The sequence below is a fragment of the Stenotrophomonas sp. YJH_SMC_119 genome (assembly GCF_059368315.1).
The window spans coordinates 170,954-194,778 of record NZ_JCAFRP010000007.1 but is presented as its reverse complement, the minus strand read 5'-3'; the positions used below and the strand labels follow the sequence as shown (position 1 = coordinate 194,778).

Genomic DNA, 23,825 nt, shown 5'->3' with positions numbered 1-23,825 from the left:
CACTTGCCGCGCGTTGCCTGAAGATCCCCCATGAAAATCCTGTACACCAACTTCCACTATGGCGACGGTGGCGGCCACACCACGTACATCGTGTCCCTGGCGCGCGCCCTGCATGGCCAGCACACGCTCCATGTCGCAGCCCCCGCCGACAGCCGCCTGCTGCGCACGGTGGCCGAGGAAGGAATCGCCACCCCGCTGCCGATGGCCTTTGGCAGCGGCCTGCCGACCTTGCCACGACAACTGGCCGAACAGCATGCGCTGCGCCGGCTGGTGCGGGACGAGGGCATCGACCTGGTCCACGTCAACGGTGCTCGTGATCACCGCTTCGTGATGCAGGGACTGCTCGGCATGCGCCGCCCGCCGATCATCCTGACCAAGCACAACAGCAAGCCCACCCGTACGCTTGGCAATGCCTTCAGGGCCCGCTGGGCCACCGACCGCGTGATTGCGGTTTCGGCACACACCGGGCGTCTGCTGGAGCAGGGCCCGTACCGGCGCTGCCCGATCGATGTGGTCCGCAACGGCGTCGACCTGGACCGCTTCGCGCTGCTGCCGGCCGACGCCGGCCAGGCAATGCGGCAGCAATGGACGCAGGACCCGGACGCGCTGCTGCTGGTCAGCAACGCCGGCACCGATGACTACAAGGGCTGGATCGACCTTGCGCAGGCCATTGCCCTGCTCCCCGACGCGATCCGGCCGCACGTACACATGGCGGTCGCGGGTCACCTGCCCAACGCGCAGCAACGCGCGCAGGTACAGGCCCTCGGCGATGTCGCCGCGCAGGTCCACTTCACCGGACTGCTGGCCGATACGCGCCCACTGATCGCCGCCGGCGACGTCGGCTTCGTGCTGTCCAACGACATAGAAACAATTTCCTTCGCCTGCCGCGAAATGATGGCCAGCGCCAGGCCGATGCTGGTCAGCGACTACGCGGGGCTGCCGGAAAACATCGAGCAGGGAGTCGACGGCTGGGTCGTGCCCACCCGCAACGTGGCCGCCATCGCCGCACAGGTGCAGGCGATGTATGAACAACGCCAGGCGCTGCCGGCGATGGGCATGGCCGCCCGCCGCCATGCAGAGCGTGAGTTCGGCCTGCAGACCTTCGCCGGGGCGACCCTGGCCAGCTACGAAGCGGTGCTGGCCTCAGCCTGATCTGACCGGCGCGGCTCGGACAGGGCCAGCAGCAGGGCAACCCAGGCGGCATAGAACGAGGCGGTCCGCATGTCACGCAGCATCATTTCGGTAACCCCGAAGACGGCGAATGCCACGCAGATGCTCAACCCTGCCGCGGCATGCAACCGCGACCGTTCGTCGCCACGCCACAGGCGTGGCACGAACACCAGCGTCGGGGCCACGTACACCAGCACCAGGCCAAGTCCCCCCAGCACGCCGTAGGTGGCCAGGAAATACAGCAGGTCGTTGTGGGTCTCGCCGAAATCACGCGCGACCATCGCCGACACCTTTCCCTGTCCGGCAAGTCGTTCCAGCTCCTGGCGGAAGCGGTCGCCACCACCGACACCGAACACCGGCTGCTCGCGGATCATGTAGCCAGCCGCGGTCCACAACTGAAGGCGGATGCAGACCGAGGTATCTGCCAGGTGGTCGGCACTGCAATCGCCATACTCGCTCACGCCCGCATCGATGCGATCGCGCAACGCACCATCATGGGTGGCGACGATGCCGACGCCGGCCGCGAGTACCAGTCCCAGCAGGATCTTCATCCGGCCCAGCCGGCGCCCCATCACCAGCAGGCCGATCAGCAGGAAGCAGGGAATCGCCAGCAGGCCACCGCGGGTCTGCGTCCACAGGAATGCGACCAGGCCAAGGATGCCGGTCAGCAGCTTCAGCGTGGCTTCGATGCGGGTGAAACGGGTTACCGGCAGGCCCAGCGACATCAGGCTCAGCACACCGAACAACAGGGTCAGGTCGCCGTAGGTCACCGCATTGAACTGCTGGGTGGCAGGCCGCACGCCGGTTTCCAGCGCCAACCAGCCAATGATGGCTGCTGCCGACCACACCGCAGGCAGGGTGCCCAGCATCGCCCGCGCAAGGATCCTGCGCGGCACCCGCAGCGCGGCGAACAGGATCAGCAGCATCGACAACAGGCGTGCGGCCTTTTCGACCTCCGATCCCTTCCAGATGCCATGCACGCCCAGGCTGATCAGCACGCCGACCAGCATCACGGCCATGCCGATGCCCATCCATGCATAGCGCCGGGCGGAACCGGACAGCAGGCGCGGAGCGGCCGAGGGCAACAGCAGCAGGACGATCGACAGCAGGATCGCCAGGTAGAACCCCGCGCTGCCGCCCTCCATGGTGATCATCAGCAGCGTCGGCAACGCCCCCAGCACCACGGCGTAGGCGCCGGCCAGGAAGCCCGTCGTGCGGGAAGTAGGCAAGGAAAGCGGAGTCACGTGGTGCGGTCGGCAGGTCGATGGCGATAGACCGGCACGGTGCCGGGAGCGGCCCTCATTCTAGGACAGAGCAGGCCGCTGGTTGACGCAGACTGGCCATGTCCGTCGCTCATTCGTTCAGTCCGCATCCGGTGGCCCCTGCAGCCGGTACTCGCGCTCGAGCTCCTTCAGGTCAGGCACGCAGGCCCCGGACACCGCCCTGGCGGGAACCAGCCACCAGCGACGGCGGTTGGATATGCCGGCCATCTGCGCCTGCGAACGATCAATGCACTCCTGCATGGCATCGTCATTCACCAGCAACCAGCGATGCCGGGGGGACAAGCGCTGCCAGCGCACGGCCGCCTGCAGCTGTTCATGCCAGCGGTTCTCGAATCCAAAGGTCGCCGCGCGGCGGTCCGCCATCAGCAGATTCTGTTCCTTCCAGGCCACCAGTCCCAGTTCCGCGCCTGGCCCGAGACGCGCGCCAACGTCACGCATCAGACCACGCGCAGAGCTTGAATCATTCAGCAACGGGTAGCCGAACAGGCCGTAAAGCACCCAGGCCACGGCCAGGGTCGATAGCAGCGCCAGATGGCTTCGACGCCAGCCGGTCACCACCAGGCTCAAGCCACCCCAGAGCCCCATCGCCAGGATCGTCCACGCCAGTGCATCGGTCGCGCCCGGCGGCAATCCGCGTCCATGGGCAAGGTTCACCTCGAAGCGCGGATCACCCAGCAACGCGAGCGCCCCGACCAGGCTCAATCCCAGTGCCAGCAACGCGGCAAACCCTCCCAGCACGCGCTGCACATCGCGCCGCTTCAGCAGCCCGGGCAGCAGCGGCGCCAGCGCCAGGCAGAACATCGGCAGCGCCGGCAGGATGTAGACATCGCGCTTGCCCTGGGGAATCGAGAAGAACAGCACGACCAGCAACCACCAGGCCAGCGGCAGCAGGTAGCGAGGGTCACGTCGGCGCAGGCGCCTGCGCCATGCGGGAATCGCCCATGGCAGCACCAGGAACGCCGGGATCCACATCGACGGCATCACGCCGAAAAAGTACCACCACGGCTGGTGATGGTCCCAGGACTGCGTGTAGCGGCGGGCCGTCTGCCGCACCAGGATGTCGTTGATGTAGGCGCGGTACTCGTCCGACCCGGTGCCCAGCGCGGCCAGCAGCATCGGCGCCAGCCACAGCGATACCGCCAGCAGGAAGGCCAGCGGTGCCAGCCAGAAGCGGCCATCGCGCGCGTGCAGGGAAACACGGGGCCACTGCAGGGCTGCAGCGATGGCCGCCGGCACGATCATCAGCAGCGCCAGCATGCCTACGCCCTTGGTGATCACCCCGATACCGGCGAAGAACCAGCCCAGCCACCACCAGCGCCAGGCCGGGCCCAGCAGCAGGTGGCGCAGCAGGCCATAGTTGGCCAGGGTGATGAACAGCACCAGCAGCGGATCGATCTGCGCCTTCTTCGCCTGGAAGGTGAACTGCAGCGCGAACAGCAGTGCCCACCCCGCGCAGAGCCCGACCTGCCGCGTCCACAGCCGGCGCCCCAGATCGACCACGCACCACAGCGTGCCCAATGCGGCCAGCAGCGAGGGCAGCAGGGAGGCCACGCGCCAGTGGCCAACCAGGCCATACAGCGAGGCCTGCCACCACATCAGCATCGGCGGCTTGTCCGAATACAGCTCGGTACCGCGATGCGGGAACAACCAGTAACCGCTGTCGACCATCTGCCTGGCCACCAGCGCGAAGCGTGGTTCGTCAGAGGGCCACGGATCGCGGAGACCGAGCCCGGCCCCCAGCACCAGCAGGGCCACCACCACGAACAACCACGTCTGGCGCGACGCGTGGGTCTTCAGCATGGGACTCGAAACGGCAGCGGGGGTCAGGCTGCTTTTATCAGACGCGCGTAGAAGAAACCGTCAGCATCGTTGTCACCAGGCAGTCGCTGGCGTGCCACGCCTTCGCAATCCACGCCGAACGCATCGCCCAGCGGCTGCGCCACCGCGTCCGGATGCCACTTCAGGAACGCACGCACCTGATCGATGTTCTCGGCGCGCAGGATCGAACAGGTGGCGTACAGCAGCACGCCGCCCGGGCGCAGCATCGACCAGCAGGCTTCCAGCAGGCGCGCCTGCACGCCCACCAGTGCATCGACGTCCTCGGCGCGGCGGTGGAACATCACATCCGGCTGGCGGCGGATCACGCCCGTGGCCGAACATGGCGCATCCAGCAGGATCGCGTCGAACGGCACGCCGTCCCACCACGAACCGGGATCGCTGGCATCGGCGACCAGGGTCTGCGCATGCTCGCCCACACCGGTGCGGGTGTAAGTGTCACGCGCACGGGCCAGACGGCGCGTGTCGATATCCAGCGCCAGCAGGCGCAGGCTCGGGTCACGCTCCAGCAGATGCGCCGATTTGCCGCCGGGTGCCGCGCAGGCATCCAGCACGCGGGCACCGGTCGCGGGTGCCAACGCATCGGCCGCGCATTGCGCCGACAGGTCCTGCACCGACAGTGCACCATCGCCGAAACCCGGCAGCTGGTTCACGGCAACGGGGGTCGCCAGGCGCAACGCATCGGCGCACAGTGCAGTGGCTTCAGCGGCAATGCCGGCCTCGGCCAGCGTCGCCAGGGCCTTGTCGCGACCGCCGTGCTGGCGGTTGGCACGCAGCCACAAGGGCGCGGGTTGCAGGCTGGCGCTGAAGATCGCTTCGGCCTGCGCCGGCCAGTCGCGTTCGATCGCATCAGCCAACCATTCCGGGAAGGCGTCGCGCGCAGGCTGCTCGGGGAACCCCTCGCGCTGGGCGCGGCGCAGGATCGCGTTGACCAGGCCTGCCTGGCGCTCACGGCCCAGCGCGCGCGCCGCATCGACCGTAGCCGAAAGCGCTGCGTGCGCAGGCAGTTCGAGCACGTCCAGCTGGGCGAAACCGACCATCAGCAGCGTGCGCAGGTCGGCATCGCGCGCCGACAGCGGCTTCTGCATCCAGGCCTGCAAGGCCGCGTCATAGGTGCTGCGACGGCGCAGCACAGCGAAACACAGGGCTTCCAGCAGCGCGCGGTCGCGGCTGTCGGCCAGCTTCGGCAGCGCCCAGGCCAGTTCGGCCTTCAGCGAACGGCCACGGGTGAACACCTGTGCCAGCACGCGTGCGGCCAGCATGCGCGTGGCCGCGCCCGGTGCAGCCTTGGCGACGGAGAAATCGTTCTGCTTGGACACCGCTTATGCCCCCACGCGCAGGTCGCGGCGAGCGTTGAGGTAATCGGCAGCGGTGATCGCCTTGCCGCCTTCACGCTGCAGCACGCGCAGGCGCAGCGCGCCCTGGCCACAGGCAATGTCGATGCCGTCGCGGCCGGCGGCCAGCACGGTGCCCGGCGCCTGGCCGTGGTCTGCCTCCAGTGCCACCGCACCATGGATGCGCACGCGTTCGCCAGCCAGCGTTGCCTCGGCGATCGGCCACGGATTGAACGCGCGCACGGTACGCGCCAGCGCGTCGGCGTCCTGCGCCCAGTCCAGCCTGGCTTCGGCCTTGTCCAGCTTGTGCGCGTACGTCACGCCCTGTTCCGGCTGCGGTCGCGCGATCGGCTTGATGCCCGCACGCAGCAGGCCCAGGCCATCGGACAACACCTGGGCACCAAGCTCGGCCAGCTTGTCGTGCAGCTGGCCGCCGGTATCGGTGGCGGCGATCGGCAGCTCCTGGTGCAGCAGCACCGGGCCGGTATCCAGGCCAGCCTCCATCTGCATCAGGCACACCCCGGTCTTCGCGTCACCAGCCTGGATCGCACGCTGGATCGGCGCAGCGCCGCGCCAGCGCGGCAGCAGCGAGGCATGCACGTTCCAGCAACCATGGGTCGGGATGGCCAGTACTGCCTTGGGCAGGATCAGGCCATAGGCCACCACCACCATCAGGTCCGGCTGCAGGTCGCGCAACTGCTGCTGGGCAGCCGCCTCCTTCAGCGACTCCGGCTGGTAGACCGGAATGCCACGGGCCACGGCTTCGAGCTTGACCGGCGAAGGCGCCAGGCCACGGCCTCGGCCGGCCGGGCGATCAGGCTGGGTATAGACGGCCACGACCTCATGGTGGCGCGCAGCCGCGCGCAGCGACGACACCGCGAATTCCGGCGTACCGGCAAAGACAATCCTCATGGCTACCCCACTTGCAGGATGGATTCGTGCAGGAAAGAAAACGGCGCCGTCGGCCGGCGCCGTAGAGCCCGCGCGAGCCGCGCAGGCACGGGCCACCCGAAGGGTGGCCCGGATTGGCGATCACGCCACGTGCTTGCGCTGCTTGGCCAGCTTCTTGCGCACCATCTCGCGCTTGAGCGGCGACAGATAGTCGATGAACAGCTTGCCGTCCAAGTGATCCATCTCGTGCTGGATGCAGGTGGCCAGCACGTCACCAGCCTCCATCTGCTGTTCCTGGCCGTTGCGGTCCAGGTACTTCACGGTGATGGTGTCGGCACGGGTCACGTCGGCGAAGATGCCCGGAACCGACAGGCAGCCCTCCTGGTACACCCGGCCCCCGTCCTTGGCGACGATTTCCGGATTGATGAACACATGCGGTTCATTCTTTTCTTCGCTGACGTCGATGACCATGAAGCGCTTGTGCACGTCCACCTGGGTGGCGGCCAGGCCGATGCCCGGGGCGTCGTACATGGTCAGGAACATGTTGTCGATCAGTTCCTGGAAGGCCGGCGTGGTGACTTCGGCAGCTTCGATCAACGCGGCCTTGGTACGCAGGCGCGGATCGGGGAACTCGAGAATGGGGAGAAGGGCCATGGCTGTTTCCGGATAGGGGGCCGGCACGCCGGCATACGTCGCAGATTCTAGCTCCAACGCTTGCCTTGCGCCCCGGTTTCTGGACTATAGTGCGCGAACCTGTTGGGGAATCAGGGCTTCACACCTATGTTGCTTCGTTTTCGTACGGTCGTCGCCGCGGCGATGCTGACCGTGGCTGCCTATGCTACCGCCGTGGAAGTGAATGGCGGGCACCCGGACACCTATGTGGTCCGAAAAGGGGATACGTTGTGGGATATCGCCGCACGTTTCCTGCAGAAGCCGTGGCTGTGGCCGGAGATCTGGCAGGCCAATCCGCAGATCGCCAATCCGCACCTGATCTATCCCGGTGACGTCCTGAGCCTGGCCTACCTGGACCGGGTGACCGTGGCGGCCCGGCCCGGCCCACGCCAGGAGGCCCCGATCGACGCCATTCCGCTGGCCCAGGTCGAGCCGTTCCTGAAGCAGCTGAGCGTGGTCGACAGCATCGAGCAGCTGCCCTACGTGGCCGGCCTGGAAGAGGAACGCCTGCGCGCCACCAGCGGCCACGCCGTCTATGTGCGCCTGGCCGACGCCCAGGTAGGCCAGCGCTGGGCGGTTGTCCGCCCGACCGTGCGCTACGCCCAGCCCAAGCCGACCGAGGACCTGACCGCCAACGGCGACGTCACCCCGGGCAGCGGCAACCTGTGGCGCGCCTACAGCGCACCCAACCACCGCCGCGGCGTGCTCGGCTATGAGCTGGCCCAGGTCGCCACCGGCACCATCACCCATGTCGCCGGAGGCAAGGTCGAGGCGTCCACCCTGGTGCTGGACAAGAACGAAGGCGGCCGTGAGGTGCGTGCCGGCGACCGCCTGGTGCCGATCGAGGCCAGGCCGTACGACCTGCAGTTCGTGCCCCATGTCCCCGCCGCAGGCGTCGAGGGCGTCGACGTACGCGTGCTGGCCGTCACCGACATGTTCACCGCCGGCGGCCCCCGCGACGTGATCGCGATCTCGGCTGGTCGCACGCAGGGCGTGGACAATGGAACCGTGTTCTCGCTGTGGCGCCCGGGCCGCCATGTGGCGCACCGCATGAAGTACCCGAACTCGTCGCGCACGGACGATTCGCTCAGCACCGGCGCCGGCCGGGTCTCGCTGCCGGACGAGTACGCGGCGCATGCCATGGTGTTCCGCACCTTTGACAATGTCAGCTACGCGCTGGTGATGCAGGGCGTGAAGCCGGTGCGCGTGGGGTACAACGCGCTGCACCCGGACGCGCGGTAGAGTCGACTGTTAGTGGACTGCTCTTCACCGCCCCCCCGAAATCGCCCGCGCTGCGCGCGGTAGTCGACTGACAGTCGACTCTACAGGGGCGGTCTCCGGCAAAGCCTGACAGCCACATGCGAAGGCGCCCTAGGGCGCCTTTGTTGCATGCGCTCGATAGTGGGGGAATGACCAAGCAAGCTGATGAGGCGCTGCTGCGCCTGGTGATGGCAGGCGGCGCGCTGGCGCCACGGCGGTCCCTGCTGCAGGCCGCGGGCAGCGCGCAGACCGCGATCGCGCAGGGCGCCGCGACCTGGCGCGCGCACGGTTGCACGCCAGAGCAGTGCGCTGCACTGGAACACCCCGACGCCCGCGCCTGGACCGTGGCACGGCACTGGCTGGAAGACGACGACCACCATCTGTTGTCCTTCGCCGATGCGGCCTTTCCGCCGCCCCTGCTGGACGTCCCGAACCCGCCACTGGCGCTGTTCGTGGCGGGCGATCCGAGCCTGGCCTGGCGCCCCTCGGTGGCGCTGGTCGGCAGCCGCTCGCCAACCCCGGGAGGACGCGCGCTGGCCGCGCGCTTTGCCGGCTGCTTCGTCGAGGCCGGACTGGCCGTAACCAGTGGCCTGGCGGCCGGCATCGACGCGGCCGCCCATCTGGCCACACTGGAGGCAGGCGGCTGCACCGTGGCGGTGATCGGGACCGGCCCTGATCGGGCCTATCCGGACAGCCACCAACGGTTGCAGGGGCGGATCGCCGCCGAGGGCGCGGTGCTCAGCGAGTACCTGCCCGGCACACCGGCACGCCCGGGCCACTTCCCCGCGCGCAACCGCCTGGTAGCCGGGCTGGCGCTAGCGACGGTGGTGGTCGAGGCCGCGCAACGCTCCGGCGCCCTGATCACCGCACGGCTGGCTGCCGAGGCGGGCCGTGAAGTCTGTGCCCTGCCCGGCTCGGTACTCAACCCACGCGCAGCGGGCTGCCACCGGCTGATCCGTGAAGGGGCCGCACTGGTCGAGCGCCCCGAGGAAGTGCTGGAACTGCTGGCCCCTGCCCTTCGCCAGCAGCTGCCGGGCTTGCAATCACGGCTGGGCACCCCCACTGAACAGGCACCGCCGGCGCTCCTGCCGGCGCGCTGGGCCGACGACCCTGACTACCAGTGCTTGTGGCGGGCCCTGGACCACGACCCAAGCAGTATGGATTCACTGATCACACGCTGTGGATTGACGGCGCCCCAGGTGTCCTCCATGCTGCTGGCCATGGAACTGGCGGGAATCGTGGTGTGCGTACACGGCCGCTACTGTCGAACTCCCTAGTTTCTTCACCTCCACAGCGTCGCGCGACGCAGGCCGAGGGGCAATGAAAGAGAGCATCCTGGACGTACTGCTGTACCTGTTTGAACACTATTTCAGCGAAGACGCGGACCTGATCCGTGACCGCGATTCGCTCCAGAACGGCCTGATCCAGGCCGGTTTCAGCCCAACCGAGATCAACAAGGCGTTCGACTGGCTCGACGCCCTGGCCGCGCAGCGGCCGAGCGTGGCCCAGGCACGGGTCGACGGCCCCGTGCGCGTCTACCACGGCCCCGAGCTGGACAAGCTGGACGTGGAATGCCGCGGCTTCCTGCTGTACCTGGAACAGCACGGCATCCTCGACGCCGACCAGCGCGAGCTGGTGCTGGACCGGGCGATGGCCCTGGACCAGGACGAACTGGACCTGGACGACCTGAAGTGGGTCGTACTGATGGTGCTGTTCAACCAGCCTGGCTCCGAAGCGGCCTATGCCTGGATGGAGACGCAGATGTTCATGGACGAGCCAGAACCCCTGCACTGACCGTACACTTGGGGGCATAGCGCATTCAGGAGCGTCCCCGTGAGCGAGTGGTTCCATGCAGAAGGCAACCGGCAGCAAGGTCCGCTGCCGGCGGAACAATTGGTCGAGCTGTTCCGCAACAACCAGATCACCCTGGACACCCTGGTCTGGCGCGACGGACTGCCGCAATGGCAGCCGTTGCGCACCGTCGTGGACGAACTCGGCCTGATCGTGCCGGCGCTGGACGCCGCCGTACCGCCGGTCGAACCCGAACCGGAACCGGAACCCGTCGCACCGCCTCCGCCGCAGCCGCCGGTACTGCCGGCGTCCACGCCCTACGCCGCCAGTGCATCGGCCACCGTCCTGCCGGCACCGAAAAAGAAGCTGTCCGGCTGTGCGCTGACCGCCATCATCGGTGGTGCCCTGTTGCTGGTACTGGTCCCGATCGTGGCCATCCTGGCCGCCATCGCGCTGCCGGCCTACAACGACTACACCGTGCGCAGCAAAGTCGCCGGCGCCGTGGCCGCGCTGCAGCCGCTGAAGGACCAGGTGCAGCATTTCGCCGATGACGAAGGGCGCTGCCCGGGTGCCAATGACGCCGGCTTCCCGGCCCCGGGCGACTTCGCCAACGCGGGCCTGTCGGCGGTGAACATCGGCCGCTTCAACAACGGTCACTGCGGCATCGAAGCAACGCTGGCGGTACCAGGCAAGGGCATCGACGGCGACCTGCTGTGGCTGGAATACGATCGCGACAGCGGCCGGTGGGAATGCAGTGGCGAAAGCAACGACAAGTACCTGCCGCCGACGTGCCGCGGCTGAGCCACGCGCACGCCAGCACCTCCAAGGATGATTCAACAGGGAACATGCAATGACTGAGTGGTACTACGCCGAAGGACAGCAACGCCAGGGCCCGCTGCCGGTCCAGGAGATCCGCCAGCGCTTCCAGCGCGGCCAGTTGAACCTGGACACCCTGGTCTGGCGCGAGGGCATGGCCCAGTGGGCTGCACTGCGCCAGGTGGTCGACGAGCTCGGCCTGCAGACGCTGGCCGATGCCACCACTGCCACCAGCAGCGGCGGGTTCGACCTGCGCAGCGACTATGCCGCCATCGACAGCGGCACCGCACCGCTGCCCGGCACCGGCGCGCTCAGCAGCTCGCCATACAGCGCTCCAGCCGCCGTCGGCAGCGGTGGCCACGCACAGCCTGTGGTTGGCGGTGAAGTGGTCTACGCAGGCTTCTGGAAGCGCGTGGCGGCCTACATGATCGACTACTTCGTGCTGGTCATCCCCGGCAGCATGATAGGAGCCATCCTCGGTGCGATCCTGGGCGCCAGCATGGGCGCGGTGGGCAGTGGCGAATCAGCCATCGAGATCGTGGCCCAGCTGGCAAGTGCCCTGATCAACCTCTGCATCGGCATGGCGTACTACACCTGGTTCCATGCCTCGAAGGGCGGCGCCACGCTGGGCAAGATGGCGGTCGGCATCAAGGTCGTCCGCGGCAACGGCGAGCGCCTGACCAAGGCCCGCGCGTTCGGTCGTTACTGGGCCATGCTGCTGAGCAGCTTCACCCTCGGCATCGGCTTCCTGATGGCGGCCTTCACCGAACGCAAGCAGGGCCTGCACGACATGATCTGCGACACTCTGGTGGTCGACCGCTGGGCCTACACCGACCAGCCCCACCTGCAGCGCCGCGAGCTGGGCACCGTCACCGTGCTGGTACTGGTGTTGACGGCGGTACTGTCGCTGGTGGGCCTGGCGCTGCTGGTGTTCGCGGTCGGCTTCATCGCCAAGATGGCCTCCTGAACGGCCATCCTCACGGCTGGCTGCTTGACACGGGCTGGCCGGGCGTGATTCCTCTAATAAGGTGAAACCTGAACGCCCGGCACATTACCGGGCGTTCAGTTTATGGATTTGCGCGTGGCCGCTTCACTAATGCGGCCATTTGCTCCACCCTAGCGGCCCCTTCCCCACGGTTCGCCCCACAGACCCTGCTGCCATGCCCAAGCACCTGCTCATCGTCGAATCGCCGGCCAAGGCCAAGACGATCAACAAATACCTCGGCAAGGACTACACCGTCCTGGCCTCGTATGGGCATGTGCGTGACCTGATTCCGAAGGAAGGCGCGGTCGACCCGGACAACGGGTTCGCCATGCACTATGACGTGATCGACAAGAACGAGAAGCACGTCGACGCGATCGCCAAGGCCGCCAAGGGCGCCGACGACATCCTGCTGGCGACCGACCCGGATCGCGAGGGTGAAGCGATCAGCTGGCATATCGCCGAGATCCTGAAGGAACGCGGGCTGGTCAAGGACAAGCCGATGCAGCGCGTGGTGTTCACCGAGATCACCCCGCGCGCCATCAAGGAAGCCATCAGCCAGCCGCGCGCGATCGCCAGCGACCTGGTCGATGCCCAGCAGGCGCGCCGCGCGCTGGATTACCTGGTCGGTTTCAACCTGTCGCCGGTGCTGTGGCGCAAGGTCCAGCGCGGCCTGTCCGCCGGCCGCGTGCAGAGCCCGGCGCTGCGCATGATCGTCGAGCGCGAGGAAGAGATCGAAGCCTTCATCGCCCGCGAGTACTGGTCGATCGCCGCCGAGTGCGCGCACCCGTCGCAGCACTTCAACGCCAAGCTGATCAAGCTGGACGGGCAGAAGTTCGAGCAGTTCACCATCACCGATGGCGACACCGCTGAAGCGGCGCGGATGCGCATCCAGCAGGCCGCGCAGGGCTCGCTGCACGTCACCGACGTGGCCAGCAAGGAGCGCAAGCGCCGCCCGGCGCCGCCGTTCACCACCTCCACCCTGCAGCAGGAAGCCTCGCGCAAGCTCGGCTTCACCACCCGCAAGACCATGCAGGTGGCGCAGAAGCTGTATGAAGGCGTGGCGATTGGTGACGAAGGCACCGTCGGCCTGATCTCGTACATGCGTACCGACTCGGTGAACCTGTCGCAGGATGCGCTGGCCGAGATCCGCGACGTGATCGCCCGTGATTACGGCATCGCCTCGCTGCCCGACCAGCCCAACACCTACCAGACCAAGTCGAAGAACGCCCAGGAAGCGCACGAAGCGGTACGCCCGACCTCGGCCCTGCGCACCCCGGCCCAGGTCGCCCGCTTCCTCACCGACGACGAGCGCCGCCTGTACGAGCTGATCTGGAAGCGTGCAGTGGCCTGCCAGATGATTCCGGCCACGCTCAACACGGTCAGCGTCGACCTGTCGGCCGGCAGCGAACACGTGTTCCGCGCCAGCGGCACCACCGTGGTCGTGCCCGGCTTCCTGGCCGTGTACGAGGAAGGCAAGGACAACAAGAGTGCCGAGGACGAGGACGAAGGCCGCAAGCTGCCGGCGATGAAGCCCGGCGACCGCGTGCCGCTGGAACGCATCCAGGCCGAACAGCATTTCACCCAGCCGCCGCCGCGCTACACCGAAGCGGCGCTGGTGAAGGCGCTGGAAGAGTACGGCATCGGCCGTCCCTCGACCTACGCCTCGATCATCCAGACCCTGTTGTTCCGCAAGTACGTGGAAATGGAAGGCCGCAGCTTCCGCCCGTCCGATGTGGGCCGCGCGGTGTCCAAGTTCCTGTCCAGCCACTTCACCCAGTACGTGGATTACGACTTCACCGCCAAGCTTGAAGACGAGCTCGATGCCGTCTCGCGTGGCGAAGAAGACTGGATCCCGCTGATGTCGCGCTTCTGGGAACCGTTCAAGGAACTGGTCGAAGACAAGAAGGAATCGGTCGACCGCGCCGAGGCCAGTGGCGCGCGCGAGCTCGGCACCGACCCCAAGACCGGCAAGCCGGTCAGCGTGCGGTTGGGCCGTTTCGGGCCCTATGCCGCCATCGGCAGCACCGCCGAAGATGCCGAGGAGAAGCCGAAGTTCGCTTCGCTGCGCCCCGGCCAGTCGATGCACACCATTTCCCTGGAAGACGCGCTGGAACTGTTCCTGATGCCGCGCGCACTGGGCGAGGACAACGGCGAGCCGGTCAGCGTCGGCATCGGCCGCTTCGGCCCGTTCGCCAAGCGCGGCAGCACCTATGCCTCGCTGAAGAAGGAGGACGACCCGTACACCATCGACCTGGCGCGCGCCGTGTTCCTGATCGAAGAGAAGGAAGAGATCGCGCGCAACCGGATCATCAAGGAGTTCGAGGGCAGCGACATCCAGGTGTTGAACGGCCGCTTCGGCCCGTACATCAGCGACGGCAGGATGAACGGCAAGATCCCCAAGGATCGCGAACCTGCGTCGCTGACCCTGGCTGAAGTGCAGCAGTTGATGGAAGAAACCGGCAAGCCGGTGCGCAAGGGCTTCGGTGCCAAGAAGGCCGCTGCGAAGAAAGCCCCGGCCAAGAAGGCGGCAGTGAAGAAGGAAGCGGCGCCGAAGAAGGCCGCTGCAAAGAAAGCGCCTGCCAAGAAGGCCGCGGCCAAGAAAGCAGTAAAGAAGGCCGCCGCGAAGAAGGCCCCGGCGAAGAAGGCCGTCAAGAAGGCCGCGAAGTAACTCCACGCCATACGTGGATGAGGGGTAGTGCCGGCCGCTGGCCGGCAGCCCCAGAAGCATCAGATGCCGGCCAGCGGCCGGCACTACCGGGTGCCAGGGTCCACCCCTTCTGCACGCAGCGGGGGGATAATGAAGGCCCACGCCGGGCCGGTCGCCGCCATGAAAGAACTCACCCTGGACTCTGCTGTCGCCACGCTCCGTGCGGGCGGCGTGATCGCCTACCCGACCGAAGCGGTCTGGGGCCTGGGCTGTGACCCTTCGCACGAGGCGGCGGTGCACATGGTGCTGCGACTGAAACAACGCCCGATCGAAAAAGGCATGATTCTGGTCGCGGCCGATCTGGCGCAGCTGGAAGGCTGGGTGCGCCTGCAGGCCCTGCCGGACGCACGCCAGCGCGCGGTGCTGGCCAGCTGGCCCGGCGCCAACACCTGGATCCTGCCGGCCGGACCCCGTGCCCAGCCGTGGGTCACCGGGGAGCACAGCGGCATCGCCGTGCGCATCAGCGCCCACCCGCTGGTGGCCGAACTCTGCCGTGCCTGGGGAGGCCCGCTGGTCTCCACCAGCGCCAACCTGGCCGGCGAACCACCGGCGCGCCGCCGCGAAGAACTGGATCCACGCCTGCTGCGCCTGCTTGATGGCATCCTGGATGGCGAAACCGGCGGCCTGGCCCAGCCCACCCCGATCCGCGACGCGCTCAGCGGCAACGTGCTGCGCTCCTGAGCGGCCGATTGCGCTGCCCCGGACAATCGCGCACCCTGCCGTCATGAACCTGCTGCGCACCGCTTTGGGCCTGTGCCTGCTGCTGCCATCGACGGCACCGGCGGCCGAGGATGTGCGGGTCTACCGCTGCGTCGCCAGCAACGGCGCCGTGGCCCTGCAGGACAGGCCCTGCAGCAGCGGCCGCCAGGAAGTCCGCGACCTGCAGCGCCCGCGCGATCCAGCGCCGCGGGTGGTGCGCAGCGATGCGCCGCCCGCACCGCCGGACGAATCTCCGGTGATGCGTGACCGCGAGGTCCGCCACGTCTACATCCAGCCGCCCCAGCCGCTTTACGAATGCGTGCGCGACGATGGCCAGCGCTATACCAGCGACAGCAACGAGGGCAATCCGCGTTGGGTGCCGTTGTGGACCAGCGTCTGGCTGCCACACGGGCATCGGGGCCCATCGTACCCGGGTCCGCGCCCGGCCATCGGCACACCGATCGGTCCGCCCGTCGGCGAGGGTCCCGGTTACCGGCCGCCCGCCGTCGGCGTAGGCGTGCAGGTCCCGGCCGGCAGCGTGCTGGTGCGCGACAGCTGCCACGCGCTGCCGCCACAGCAGGTCTGTGCGCGCCTGCGCGACCGCCGCTGGGAACTGGACCGTCGCTACAACAGCGCATTGCAGAGCGAGCGCACCGCCATCAACAACGAACAGCGTGGCATCGACGCGCGCCTGTCACGCGACTGCCAGCGTTGAGCGCAGCCTGTACGCTGTGAGCATGAACAGACTGATCTGGTTGCTTCTGGCGCTGCTGCCCGGAAGCGCGTTGGCCGAAGAGGGCGTGATCTACCGCTGTACCTCCAGCAGTAGTGACGTCCCTACCCTGCAGCGCACGCCGTGCCCCACCGGCAGCAAGCAGCAGGTGCTGCGCGTGCCCGGCCCGGCCAACCCGCAGCCGGCTGCCGCTGCACCTGTGGCTGCGGAACCTGCACCCGCCCCCGTCGAAACACCCGCGCCGGTGCCGGCCGGACCGGCCGTTGCCCCTGCGGCCCCAGCGAAACCACGACGTGCGGACGAAGGACGCACCATCATGGAAGCGGGAATGGTTGAACGCGAAGGTGCCAACCAGATTCTCGACAGTGCGACCCTGCGCCGTGATGCCGATGCCCGTGCCGAAGCAGGCAACGGTCCACCGAAGCCGCCGCTTCCCCCGATCTTCCAGTGCACCGACGGACAGGGCGGCGGTTATCTGCACGAGTACGAGGCATCACCTGGTCGCTGCGAACCGATGACGGTGCAGGGCCTGGGCGGGGTCACGCCGATGAACGCGGCCGGCTGCGAAGTCGTACGCGACCGCTGCGAGGAACTTCCCGAAGCACAGCGATGCGGCAGCTGGCAGCAGCGCTTCCGTGATGCCCGCGGCCGTGAACGCTTCGCCGCACCGGAAAACCGCGATACCGCGCGCGGTGAACGCGAGCGGCTGCAGGCGGTGTTGGAGGCCAGCAACTGCCCGGTACCGGGGTGACCGCCACCCGGTAGTGCCGGCCGCTGGCCGGCAACCACAGGATCTTCAGATGATTGCAGTTGCCGGCCAGCGGCCGGCACTACCCCCTGAAAGATCAGAACCCGTAGCGCAGGAAGCCGCCATCCACCGCGATGCACTCACCGGTGACATAGCTGGCTGCCGGCAGGCACAGGAAGCCCACCGCGGCGGCCACTTCCTCCGGCTCGCCGATACGACGCATCGGCGTGCGGTTGATCACTTCCTCGTAGTAATCCGGGTCCGACAACGGACCGGAGGTCCGCCGCGTGCGGATGTACCACGGCGCCACTGCATTGACCCGGATGCCATCCTCGGCCCACTCGACGGCCAGGTTGCGGGTCATCTGGTGCATCGCGGCCTTGCTCATGCCGTAGACCACGCCGCTGCGCACATGGGTCAGGCCGGACACGCTGCCGACGTTGACGATCGACGACGATGCGTGGCGAGCCAGCAGCGGATGCGCGTAGCGCGACAGCTCGAACGCCGAGAACAGGTTGGTCTCGAAGATCTTCCGCCATTCGTCCTCTGAATACTCCGTGGCCGCCTTGGTGACGTTGCCGCCAGCGTTGTTGACCAGGATGTGCAGGCCATCACTGTGGTCTTCCACCCAGTCCAGGATCTGCCGGCGGTCCTCGTCGTCGGAGACATCGGCGGCCAGCGCGTGCACCTGCATCTGCGGATACACATCCAGCAGCTCGTCGCGCGCGGTCTCCAGCATGTCGATATCGCGCCCGACGATCATCAGGTCCGCGCCGAAGCCGGCCAGTTCGTGCGCGATGGCCAGGCCGATACCGGCGCTGGCACCGGTGATCAGGGCGGTCTGCCCGTCCAGGCGCCACCGTTGCTGGGTCATGTTTCCTCCGGGGCCGCGCCCGCTGCATTTCGATGCGGCAAGGATACGCGCTCACGGCGGCCCTCTGCCGAGGATGCGACACTGCACGTACGCCCACTGCGGAGAGCCGCCATGCGCATCCTGACCCTGTTCTCGTCCCTGCTGGCCGGCGTGCTGCTGGTGGCCTGCCAGCGGCCGCCGACGCCGAACCCGGAGAAGCCACCGGTGCCCAAAGCGATGTCGCGTGCGATGCAGGAACCGCTGGACCGTGCGAAGGACGCAGGGAAGGCCGTGGAAGAGGCCGCCGCACGCGAACGCAAGGCCGAGGCCGACGCGACGCAGTGACCTGTGGGGTCAGAGCCCTTTGCGGGGCAAAGGGATCCGACCCCACCAACGAAAACGCCCGGCCAGGGCCGGGCGTTTTCATTCGTCACCGCTGCCGATCAGAACCCGCAGAAGCAGTAGGCCAGCGCCTTCACCGGCGTGCCGTTGCCCTTCTCGCGCGCCGCGTTCTCGACAAAGCGCAGCTGCGTATCCACTTCCGGCATCGCGCGCGCCAGCACCATCCGCGCCATGCCCGAGTCGGACAGCATCCAGGCGCCGGCGCGGCTGCCGGCGAAACCGCTGACGAACTGCGCGAACGGCGTCGCCGCCTTCTCGATGTAGCGCACGCGGTAGGCATCGGCCTTGCCCAGCTTGGCACGGCTGGCGGCATCGGCCACGGCATCCTTCAGGCCACCGAAGGCATCGACCAAGCCACGTTCCTTGGCCTGCGCACCGCTCCACACGCGGCCACGCGCCACTTCGTCGACGGCCTCGACCGGCTTCTTGCGGGCGTCGGCGACGCGACCGGTGAAGTCGGCGTAACCCTTGTTGATCACCGACTGGATGACCTGGCCCACGGCCGGATCCATCGGGCGGGTGACATCGAACGCACCCGCGAAACGGGTGGTGCCGACACCATCGGTGTGCACGCCGATCTTGTCCAGCGCGCGGCTGAAGTTCGGCACCATGCCGAAGATGCCGATCGAACCGGTGATGGTCGACGGATCGGCATAGATGCGATCGGCATTCATGCTGATCCAGTAGCCACCGGAGGCGGCCAGGTCGCCCATCGACACCACCACCGGCTTGCCGGCGGCCTGCAGGGCCACCACTTCGCGGCGGATCTGCTCGGAGGCGAACACTTCACCGCCTGGCGAATCCACGCGCAGCACCACCGCCTTCACGTTCTCGTCGTCACGCGCGGCACGCAGCAGCGCCGAGGTCGATTCGCCACCGATGCGGCCGGCCGGGAGATCGCCGCCGCTGATTTCGCCGGCGGCCACAACCACCGCTACCTGCGGACGGTTGTCCACCGGGTTGCGGCGCGCATCGAGCTGGCCCAGGTAGGTGCCGAAGTCGACGTTGCGGAAACCACCGTCGGCATCGTCATCGGCCACGCCGCGCTCGATCATCAGATCCTCGAACTCCTCGCGGGTCTTCAGCGCGGTCACCAGCTTCTGCTGCAGGGCGAACTTGGCCAGGTCGCCACCGGCGGCGGCGATGCCTTCCGGCAGCGTGTCGATGCCGGCGGCCAGCTGTGCCGGGTCCAGGCGACGCGCCTTGGCGATGTCCGCCAGATAGCGCTGCCACACGTCGTTCATCCAGAACAGGTCGGCTTCCTTGGAGGCCGGCGAGGCCGCATCGAGCACGTACGGCTCGGCCGCGGACTTGTATTCGCCCACCTTGAACAGGTGCACGTCCACGCCCAGCTTGTCCTGCAGGCCGGTGCGGAAGTACTGGCGGTAGCGGCCCAGGCCCTCGAGCACCACCGACCCCATCGGGTCCAGGTAGACCTCGTCGGCCTGTGCGGCCAGCAGGTACTGCGACTGGCCCATGCTCTCGCTGTAGGCCACCAGCTGCTTGCCGGAGGCACGCAGGTCCTGCAGCGCGGTGGCCACTTCACGCAGCGAAGCGAAGCCGGACGGCTGCAGCTTGTCCAGCTCCAGCACCACGCGCTCGATCTTCTTGTCTTCCTTGGCCGACTCGATCACCCGCAGCAGGTCGCGCAGCTGGATCTCTTCGGCGCCGTTGTCGCCCACCGCCTTGGCCAGTGCACGGCTGACCGGGTCGGCGCTGAACTGCTCGACCAGACGACCTTCCGGGGCGATCACCAGGGTGGTGCGATCCTGCAGTGACTTGCTGGCACCGGCACCCATGCCCGCCGCGATGACGAACATCACCAGCAGCAGGAACAGCAGGCCGAAGAACAGCAGGTTGAGGATCAACCGGCGGGTGAAGTTCATGACGTCCCACAGCCCGATGAAGAAACTGGCGACGGGGTTGCGACGCGCCGGGGGCAGCGGGGGCACGGGTTGATTCATGGAACGCTCCGGATGGCTTCTTGCCGTGGTACCAGCATAGCCGGTGCCGCGTGATGCAGCATCGGACACAAGTCAGGGGATCGCCCGCCATGGGTCGGCATGACGGGCGCAAAGGTCAGGACAACATCGACTGGCCGATGCGCAGGCTGCTGCGGCGCAGGCGCCAGCCCATCAGGATGGCAGCGGCGGTCAGGCCAACGATCAGGCCGATCCACATGCCCTGCGGGCCCATGCCCAGACCCAGGCCGAGCCCGGCGCCGAGCGGCATGCCCAGGCCCCAGTAAGCGAACATGGCGATGAACATCGGCACGCGGGTGTCTTTCAGGCCGCGCAGCGCGCCGGCCGACAGCACCTGGATGCCATCCGGGAACTGGAAGGTGGCCGCGTACAGCAGCAGGGTCGAGGCCAGGCCGGCCACCGCCAGGTCGTTGGTGTAGACACCGACGATGGCATCGTGGCCGAACAGCAGCACCGCCGCCGACAGCGTCTGCGTGCCCATGATGATCGCGTAGCCGGCCCAGGCCGCACGCCGTACGCCGAAGCCATCGCCACGGCCAACCGCATGGCCGACGCGCACGGTGGTGGCCTCGGCCACGCCCATCGGGATCATGAAGCACAGCTGCGCCACGTTGATCGCGATCTGGTGCGCGGCCGCTTCATTCGCACCCAGGCGGCCGATCAGCAGCGCGGTGACGATGAACAGGCCGCCTTCCATCAGCACGGTAATGCCGATCGGCAGGCCGGTGCGCAGCAGGTCCCAGATCGCCTTCCAGCGCGGTCCTTCGAAGTGCGAGAACAGCTGCAGGTGGGCGAAGCGCTTGGTGCGCCACAGGTAGAGGGCAAACGCCGTGGCCTGCAGCCACATCATCACCGCCGAAGCGATGCCCAGGCCTTCCGCACCCAGTTCCGGGAAACCGAGCTTGCCGTTGGCCAGCACGTAGCCCATCGGCGCCAGCACCAGCAGGCCGCCGAAGCCGAGCAGCATGGTCGGCAACGTCCAGTGCATGCCTTCGCTCAGGTAACGCATGCAGAAGTACAGGGTCAGTGCGGGCCCGCCCCAGCGCACCGCGTGCAGGAACGCGGTCGCCCCCGGCACGATGTCCGGCGCGATCCCGAACGATGGCAGCAGCGGCGGCACCACCGTGAGGAAGGTGAACATGATCAGCCCCAGCCCCAGCGCCAGCCACAGTGCCTGGCGGAACAGCGGGCCGATCTCGCGCTCGCGGCCGGCGCCGTGCAGCTGCGATACCGAGGCGGTGAGCGAGATCAGGGTGCCGATCGGGATCAGCATCGGCAGCCACAGCAGCGCCGTGCCGATGGTCACTGCGGCCAGGGTCGCGGTGGCATGGTGGCCGGCAATCACGTTGTCGACGAAGGAGATCAGGCCGGTGGACACATGCCCGAGCACAAGCGGCAGGGCGAGCAGACCGGTGGCGCCGACTTCCTTGCTGAAGCGCGGCGTGGAGGTTGCAGTAGACATAAGGTGCTTGACGCGAACTACGGTTGCGCGCGAAGGGCACAGGCACCGGGTTGCGGCCGGTCATCTTACGCGCGCAGCGCGCGCATTCCCATGACATGGCGTGAATGCTGGGTTCCGGCAGGCCCCGGCATCACGCGTTGCGATCGCGTTACCGGGAAAACCGCCCGCCCTGTAGAGTCGACTGTCAGTCGACTTCCGCGCGCAGCGCGGGTTTTTCGCGGATCAGTATGAAGAGCAGTCGACCAACAGTCGACGCTACCCCTGGACGCTACGCCTTCCGGTTTACTGACCCGCCTGGCGCTTGAGCCAGGCATCGCGCTCGGCGGCGGGCACGGCGAGGAACGCGCCTCGCACCGTGTCACGCTCCTGCGGTGGCGTGCGCTGCGCGACCAGGGTCAGCTGGGCCAGCTGCGCCGGGCTGAGCTGGCGCAGCACGGCCAGCGCGGCCTCGCGCTGTTCCGGTGGCACGAAGCCGAACAGGCCGTGCAGCTTGGGGAACTCCAGTCCCAGCTGCGGGCCCAGCCGCCAGCCCTCGCGGAAGGCCTGGTCCTGCGCCTGGAACTGCTCGCGCAGGCGCTGCTGCTGGTCCGCCGGCAGCGCATTGAACCGCGCCGCAGCCTGCCGGATGCGCTCCCGCTCGCTCTCCGGCAGGGCGCGCCAGGCCGCGTAGTCGGCACGGCGCTGACGCTGCTGCTGGGCGTCGAGCTGGGTGAACGCAGCGGGCGTCGTGTTTGTGGTGGCCGGAGCGGGAGCCGCCGGTGAACTGCCCGGCACTGGCGGCGGCAGCGGCACGCTCAAGGTCTGCGGCGCGGCGGACAGCGACAACGGCAGGGCCAGCAGCAGGCTGGCGAACAGGGTCTTATTCATCGGCGGCAGCGGTTTCCAGCGTGGCGCTGGCCGGCTCGGGCCGGCTCGGCCTGGATTGCGATTCGTCCACCGGCAACGGGCCGCCGACGGCGGTCCAGGCATACAGATCGGCATCGGCCACCAGCGGATAGTCGCGGTCGGCCAGCATCATGGCGTCGTCGGAGGCTTGGGCCGGGGTCGCATCCGGCGTGGCATTGACCTTGCTCGGCGGAAGAGCTTCCACCGTGACCGGGCCAGCTTCGCCCACTACCCCTTCCGGCAGTGGAGCGTCGCTACCGGATGAATGTCCTTGCCAGTAGCGCCAGCCCAGTGCCGCAGCCAACAGCACCGCCACCGTCACCAGCAGGATCACCGGGCCGCGCCAGCGCGGCCTGGCATTGGGACGCCGCCGCTTGCCCTGGGCGGTCGCACGATCATCGCGCTGCGGTGCGCGCCAGCTGGTCGCGGGAGCTTCATTGCTGGCGGCCGACGCAGCCGGCTGTTGCAGCTGCTGCAGGCGCTTGGCCGGCAGGTCGCGGATGCGCAGCTGCACCTGTTCGGCCAGCTGGCGCCATGCCGACGCATCGGGCTGGCCGTGCGCATCACGGGGGCAGGCATCAGCCAGCAGGTGCTGGTAGCCCGCTTCGTCCTGGTCGAGCACGCGCATGGCGATACCCTCGTCCAGACTGCCGCCCACCCGCAGCAGGAATGCCAAGCGCGGCAGCGGCCCCATCTCGCCCAGCGCGGCCAACGGCGGCAGCCACTGGCCGCCCACCGGCTCGCGCAGCGCCTGGCGCTGGCCCAGCAGGGTCCAGAAGCGGGTCGGCCACTGCGCCATCGGCAGGTCGCTGGCGACCGCGGCGAAGGCGCGCATCACCGCCACCAGGGTCTGCTCGGCTCGCGCGGCATCGCCGCACTGCAGCTCAGCCACCACCAGGGCGCGGCGCTCGACGCCGCGCAGGAACGCCGACAGCGCGCCGGCCGCGGTCGAGGAAACAGGGGCGGGCACAGCCGTCATCGGTCACTCCAAAGGTCTGCCGGCATGATAGCGGCAGCCCATCGGCACCCGTAGGACTTGCGCGCGCAGGCACTTCGTGCTGCAGGTTGTGCACAGCACCACGCCCGCCTCGGGGAAAACTGCGGCATCCAGCTGAATTCACTCTGTTTCAGCAATGTTTCACACTCAAGTTGTTGATTTTGAATGACTTTGAAGTGTGGCGATTTTTTGACCAACCCAAGCGTGAGCTCGTCGCCATCGGCCTCCTGCGTTCCCGTCGACCGGTAACGCACAACGTTATCCACAGAACATGTGGATAAGACTGAATCTCCAATGGACACCGATATTTAGGTGACAT

21 protein-coding genes are annotated in these 23,825 nt (G+C 67.9%); 11 read left to right on the top strand and 10 right to left on the bottom strand.

Annotated elements, in window-relative coordinates; all coding sequences use genetic code 11:
- Positions 1-30: 30 nt before the first annotated feature.
- On the top strand, positions 31-1,152 hold the full coding sequence (locus AC5P6S_RS13005) for a glycosyltransferase family 4 protein (RefSeq protein ID WP_227843412.1): 1,122 nt from the start codon (positions 31-33) through the stop codon (positions 1,150-1,152).
- On the opposite strand, the gene AC5P6S_RS13000 is transcribed toward AC5P6S_RS13005, so the two are convergent.
- From AC5P6S_RS13000 to def, 5 genes are all read right to left on the bottom strand, one after another.
- Positions 1,125-2,399, bottom strand: coding sequence for an O-antigen ligase family protein (locus AC5P6S_RS13000; protein WP_227843413.1), 1,275 nt, complete (start codon positions 2,397-2,399; stop codon positions 1,125-1,127). The two genes, AC5P6S_RS13005 and AC5P6S_RS13000, sit on opposite strands and share 28 nt — an antisense overlap.
- A 132-nt stretch (positions 2,400-2,531) precedes the next feature.
- A complete protein-coding gene (locus AC5P6S_RS12995; RefSeq protein ID WP_495204631.1) occupies positions 2,532-4,253 on the bottom strand; it encodes an ArnT family glycosyltransferase in 1,722 nt (573 codons plus the stop codon).
- A gap of 23 nt (positions 4,254-4,276) precedes the next feature.
- Positions 4,277-5,608: a 16S rRNA (cytosine(967)-C(5))-methyltransferase RsmB gene (gene rsmB, locus AC5P6S_RS12990; protein ID WP_049419095.1), complete on the bottom strand. Its 1,332-nt coding sequence runs from the start codon at positions 5,606-5,608 to the stop codon at positions 4,277-4,279.
- Between the two features lie 3 nt (positions 5,609-5,611).
- Positions 5,612-6,535, bottom strand: coding sequence for a methionyl-tRNA formyltransferase (fmt, locus tag AC5P6S_RS12985; protein ID WP_049419093.1), 924 nt, complete (start codon positions 6,533-6,535; stop codon positions 5,612-5,614).
- Between the two features lie 120 nt (positions 6,536-6,655).
- Entirely contained in the window at positions 6,656-7,168 is a 513-nt protein-coding gene (def, locus tag AC5P6S_RS12980) for a peptide deformylase (protein WP_005411192.1), read from the bottom strand.
- A 126-nt stretch (positions 7,169-7,294) separates the two neighbouring features.
- On the opposite strand from def, the gene AC5P6S_RS12975 reads away from it, so the two are divergent.
- The 9 genes from AC5P6S_RS12975 (at position 7,295) to AC5P6S_RS12935 (ending at position 16,928) form a co-directional block, all read left to right on the top strand.
- On the top strand, positions 7,295-8,428 hold the full coding sequence (locus AC5P6S_RS12975; RefSeq protein WP_005414604.1) for a LysM peptidoglycan-binding domain-containing protein: 1,134 nt from the start codon (positions 7,295-7,297) through the stop codon (positions 8,426-8,428).
- A gap of 167 nt (positions 8,429-8,595) precedes the next feature.
- Complete coding sequence (gene dprA, locus AC5P6S_RS12970) at positions 8,596-9,723, top strand: DNA-processing protein DprA (RefSeq protein ID WP_241876354.1); 1,128 nt, start codon at positions 8,596-8,598, stop codon at positions 9,721-9,723.
- A 43-nt stretch (positions 9,724-9,766) separates the two neighbouring features.
- The gene (locus tag AC5P6S_RS12965; RefSeq protein ID WP_005411195.1) at positions 9,767-10,240 is read left to right on the top strand and encodes a DUF494 family protein; all 474 of its coding nucleotides are present in this window, start codon (positions 9,767-9,769) and stop codon (positions 10,238-10,240) included.
- Positions 10,241-10,279: 39 nt separating this feature from the next.
- Complete coding sequence (locus AC5P6S_RS12960) at positions 10,280-11,038, top strand: pilin (protein ID WP_005414606.1); 759 nt, start codon at positions 10,280-10,282, stop codon at positions 11,036-11,038.
- Positions 11,039-11,087: 49 nt separating this feature from the next.
- Complete coding sequence (locus AC5P6S_RS12955) at positions 11,088-12,020, top strand: RDD family protein (protein ID WP_024957896.1); 933 nt, start codon at positions 11,088-11,090, stop codon at positions 12,018-12,020.
- A gap of 193 nt (positions 12,021-12,213) precedes the next feature.
- Positions 12,214-14,706, top strand: coding sequence for a DNA topoisomerase I (locus AC5P6S_RS12950; RefSeq protein ID WP_005411198.1), 2,493 nt, complete (start codon positions 12,214-12,216; stop codon positions 14,704-14,706).
- 129 nt (positions 14,707-14,835) lie between these two features.
- Positions 14,836-15,426 (top strand): L-threonylcarbamoyladenylate synthase type 1 TsaC, encoded by a 591-nt coding sequence (gene tsaC, locus AC5P6S_RS12945; RefSeq protein ID WP_005411199.1) that lies wholly within the window; start codon positions 14,836-14,838, stop codon positions 15,424-15,426.
- A 43-nt stretch (positions 15,427-15,469) separates the two neighbouring features.
- Positions 15,470-16,159 (top strand): DUF4124 domain-containing protein, encoded by a 690-nt coding sequence (locus AC5P6S_RS12940; protein ID WP_049396406.1) that lies wholly within the window; start codon positions 15,470-15,472, stop codon positions 16,157-16,159.
- Positions 16,160-16,181: 22 nt separating this feature from the next.
- On the top strand, positions 16,182-16,928 hold the full coding sequence (locus tag AC5P6S_RS12935) for a hypothetical protein (protein ID WP_005411201.1): 747 nt from the start codon (positions 16,182-16,184) through the stop codon (positions 16,926-16,928).
- 94 nt (positions 16,929-17,022) lie between these two features.
- Here the strand turns inward: AC5P6S_RS12935 and AC5P6S_RS12930 are convergent, their stop codons facing one another.
- Complete coding sequence (locus AC5P6S_RS12930) at positions 17,023-17,799, bottom strand: SDR family oxidoreductase (RefSeq protein WP_005411202.1); 777 nt, start codon at positions 17,797-17,799, stop codon at positions 17,023-17,025.
- A gap of 111 nt (positions 17,800-17,910) precedes the next feature.
- Here AC5P6S_RS12930 and AC5P6S_RS12925 point away from each other — a divergent pair, with 111 nt between their 5' ends.
- On the top strand, positions 17,911-18,123 hold the full coding sequence (locus tag AC5P6S_RS12925; protein ID WP_005411203.1) for a hypothetical protein: 213 nt from the start codon (positions 17,911-17,913) through the stop codon (positions 18,121-18,123).
- A 98-nt stretch (positions 18,124-18,221) separates the two neighbouring features.
- Here AC5P6S_RS12925 and sppA read toward each other — a convergent pair whose 3' ends face one another.
- From sppA to AC5P6S_RS12905, 4 genes are all read right to left on the bottom strand, one after another.
- Positions 18,222-20,144, bottom strand: a complete 1,923-nt coding sequence (sppA, locus tag AC5P6S_RS12920) for a signal peptide peptidase SppA (protein WP_049450300.1) — start codon at positions 20,142-20,144, stop codon at positions 18,222-18,224.
- A gap of 115 nt (positions 20,145-20,259) precedes the next feature.
- Positions 20,260-21,624: an MATE family efflux transporter gene (locus tag AC5P6S_RS12915; RefSeq protein ID WP_005414611.1), complete on the bottom strand. Its 1,365-nt coding sequence runs from the start codon at positions 21,622-21,624 to the stop codon at positions 20,260-20,262.
- Between the two features lie 282 nt (positions 21,625-21,906).
- Complete coding sequence (locus AC5P6S_RS12910; RefSeq protein WP_005414612.1) at positions 21,907-22,491, bottom strand: DUF3106 domain-containing protein; 585 nt, start codon at positions 22,489-22,491, stop codon at positions 21,907-21,909.
- A complete protein-coding gene (locus AC5P6S_RS12905; RefSeq protein WP_099473979.1) occupies positions 22,484-23,488 on the bottom strand; it encodes a hypothetical protein in 1,005 nt (334 codons plus the stop codon). Before AC5P6S_RS12905 ends, AC5P6S_RS12910 begins: the two co-directional genes overlap by 8 nt.
- Positions 23,489-23,825: the final 337 nt, after the last annotated feature.

What these genes read in the sequence shown, in the direction of transcription:
- AC5P6S_RS13005 (WP_227843412.1), top strand. Translation starts at nt 31, where the DNA reads ATGAAAATCCTGTACACCAACTTCCACTATGGCGACGGTGGCGGCCAC.
- AC5P6S_RS12995 (WP_495204631.1), bottom strand. Translation starts at nt 4,253, where the DNA reads ATGCTGAAGACCCACGCGTCGCGCCAGACGTGGTTGTTCGTGGTGGTG.
- fmt (WP_049419093.1), bottom strand. Translation starts at nt 6,535, where the DNA reads ATGAGGATTGTCTTTGCCGGTACGCCGGAATTCGCGGTGTCGTCGCTG.
- def (WP_005411192.1), bottom strand. Translation starts at nt 7,168, where the DNA reads ATGGCCCTTCTCCCCATTCTCGAGTTCCCCGATCCGCGCCTGCGTACC.
- AC5P6S_RS12975 (WP_005414604.1), top strand. Translation starts at nt 7,295, where the DNA reads ATGTTGCTTCGTTTTCGTACGGTCGTCGCCGCGGCGATGCTGACCGTG.
- dprA (WP_241876354.1), top strand. Translation starts at nt 8,596, where the DNA reads ATGACCAAGCAAGCTGATGAGGCGCTGCTGCGCCTGGTGATGGCAGGC.
- AC5P6S_RS12965 (WP_005411195.1), top strand. Translation starts at nt 9,767, where the DNA reads ATGAAAGAGAGCATCCTGGACGTACTGCTGTACCTGTTTGAACACTAT.
- AC5P6S_RS12955 (WP_024957896.1), top strand. Translation starts at nt 11,088, where the DNA reads ATGACTGAGTGGTACTACGCCGAAGGACAGCAACGCCAGGGCCCGCTG.
- AC5P6S_RS12950 (WP_005411198.1), top strand. Translation starts at nt 12,214, where the DNA reads ATGCCCAAGCACCTGCTCATCGTCGAATCGCCGGCCAAGGCCAAGACG.
- tsaC (WP_005411199.1), top strand. Translation starts at nt 14,836, where the DNA reads ATGAAGGCCCACGCCGGGCCGGTCGCCGCCATGAAAGAACTCACCCTG.
- AC5P6S_RS12940 (WP_049396406.1), top strand. Translation starts at nt 15,470, where the DNA reads ATGAACCTGCTGCGCACCGCTTTGGGCCTGTGCCTGCTGCTGCCATCG.
- AC5P6S_RS12935 (WP_005411201.1), top strand. Translation starts at nt 16,182, where the DNA reads ATGAACAGACTGATCTGGTTGCTTCTGGCGCTGCTGCCCGGAAGCGCG.
- AC5P6S_RS12930 (WP_005411202.1), bottom strand. Translation starts at nt 17,799, where the DNA reads ATGACCCAGCAACGGTGGCGCCTGGACGGGCAGACCGCCCTGATCACC.
- AC5P6S_RS12925 (WP_005411203.1), top strand. Translation starts at nt 17,911, where the DNA reads ATGCGCATCCTGACCCTGTTCTCGTCCCTGCTGGCCGGCGTGCTGCTG.
- sppA (WP_049450300.1), bottom strand. Translation starts at nt 20,144, where the DNA reads ATGAATCAACCCGTGCCCCCGCTGCCCCCGGCGCGTCGCAACCCCGTC.
- AC5P6S_RS12915 (WP_005414611.1), bottom strand. Translation starts at nt 21,624, where the DNA reads ATGTCTACTGCAACCTCCACGCCGCGCTTCAGCAAGGAAGTCGGCGCC.
- AC5P6S_RS12910 (WP_005414612.1), bottom strand. Translation starts at nt 22,491, where the DNA reads ATGAATAAGACCCTGTTCGCCAGCCTGCTGCTGGCCCTGCCGTTGTCG.
- AC5P6S_RS12905 (WP_099473979.1), bottom strand. Translation starts at nt 23,488, where the DNA reads ATGACGGCTGTGCCCGCCCCTGTTTCCTCGACCGCGGCCGGCGCGCTG.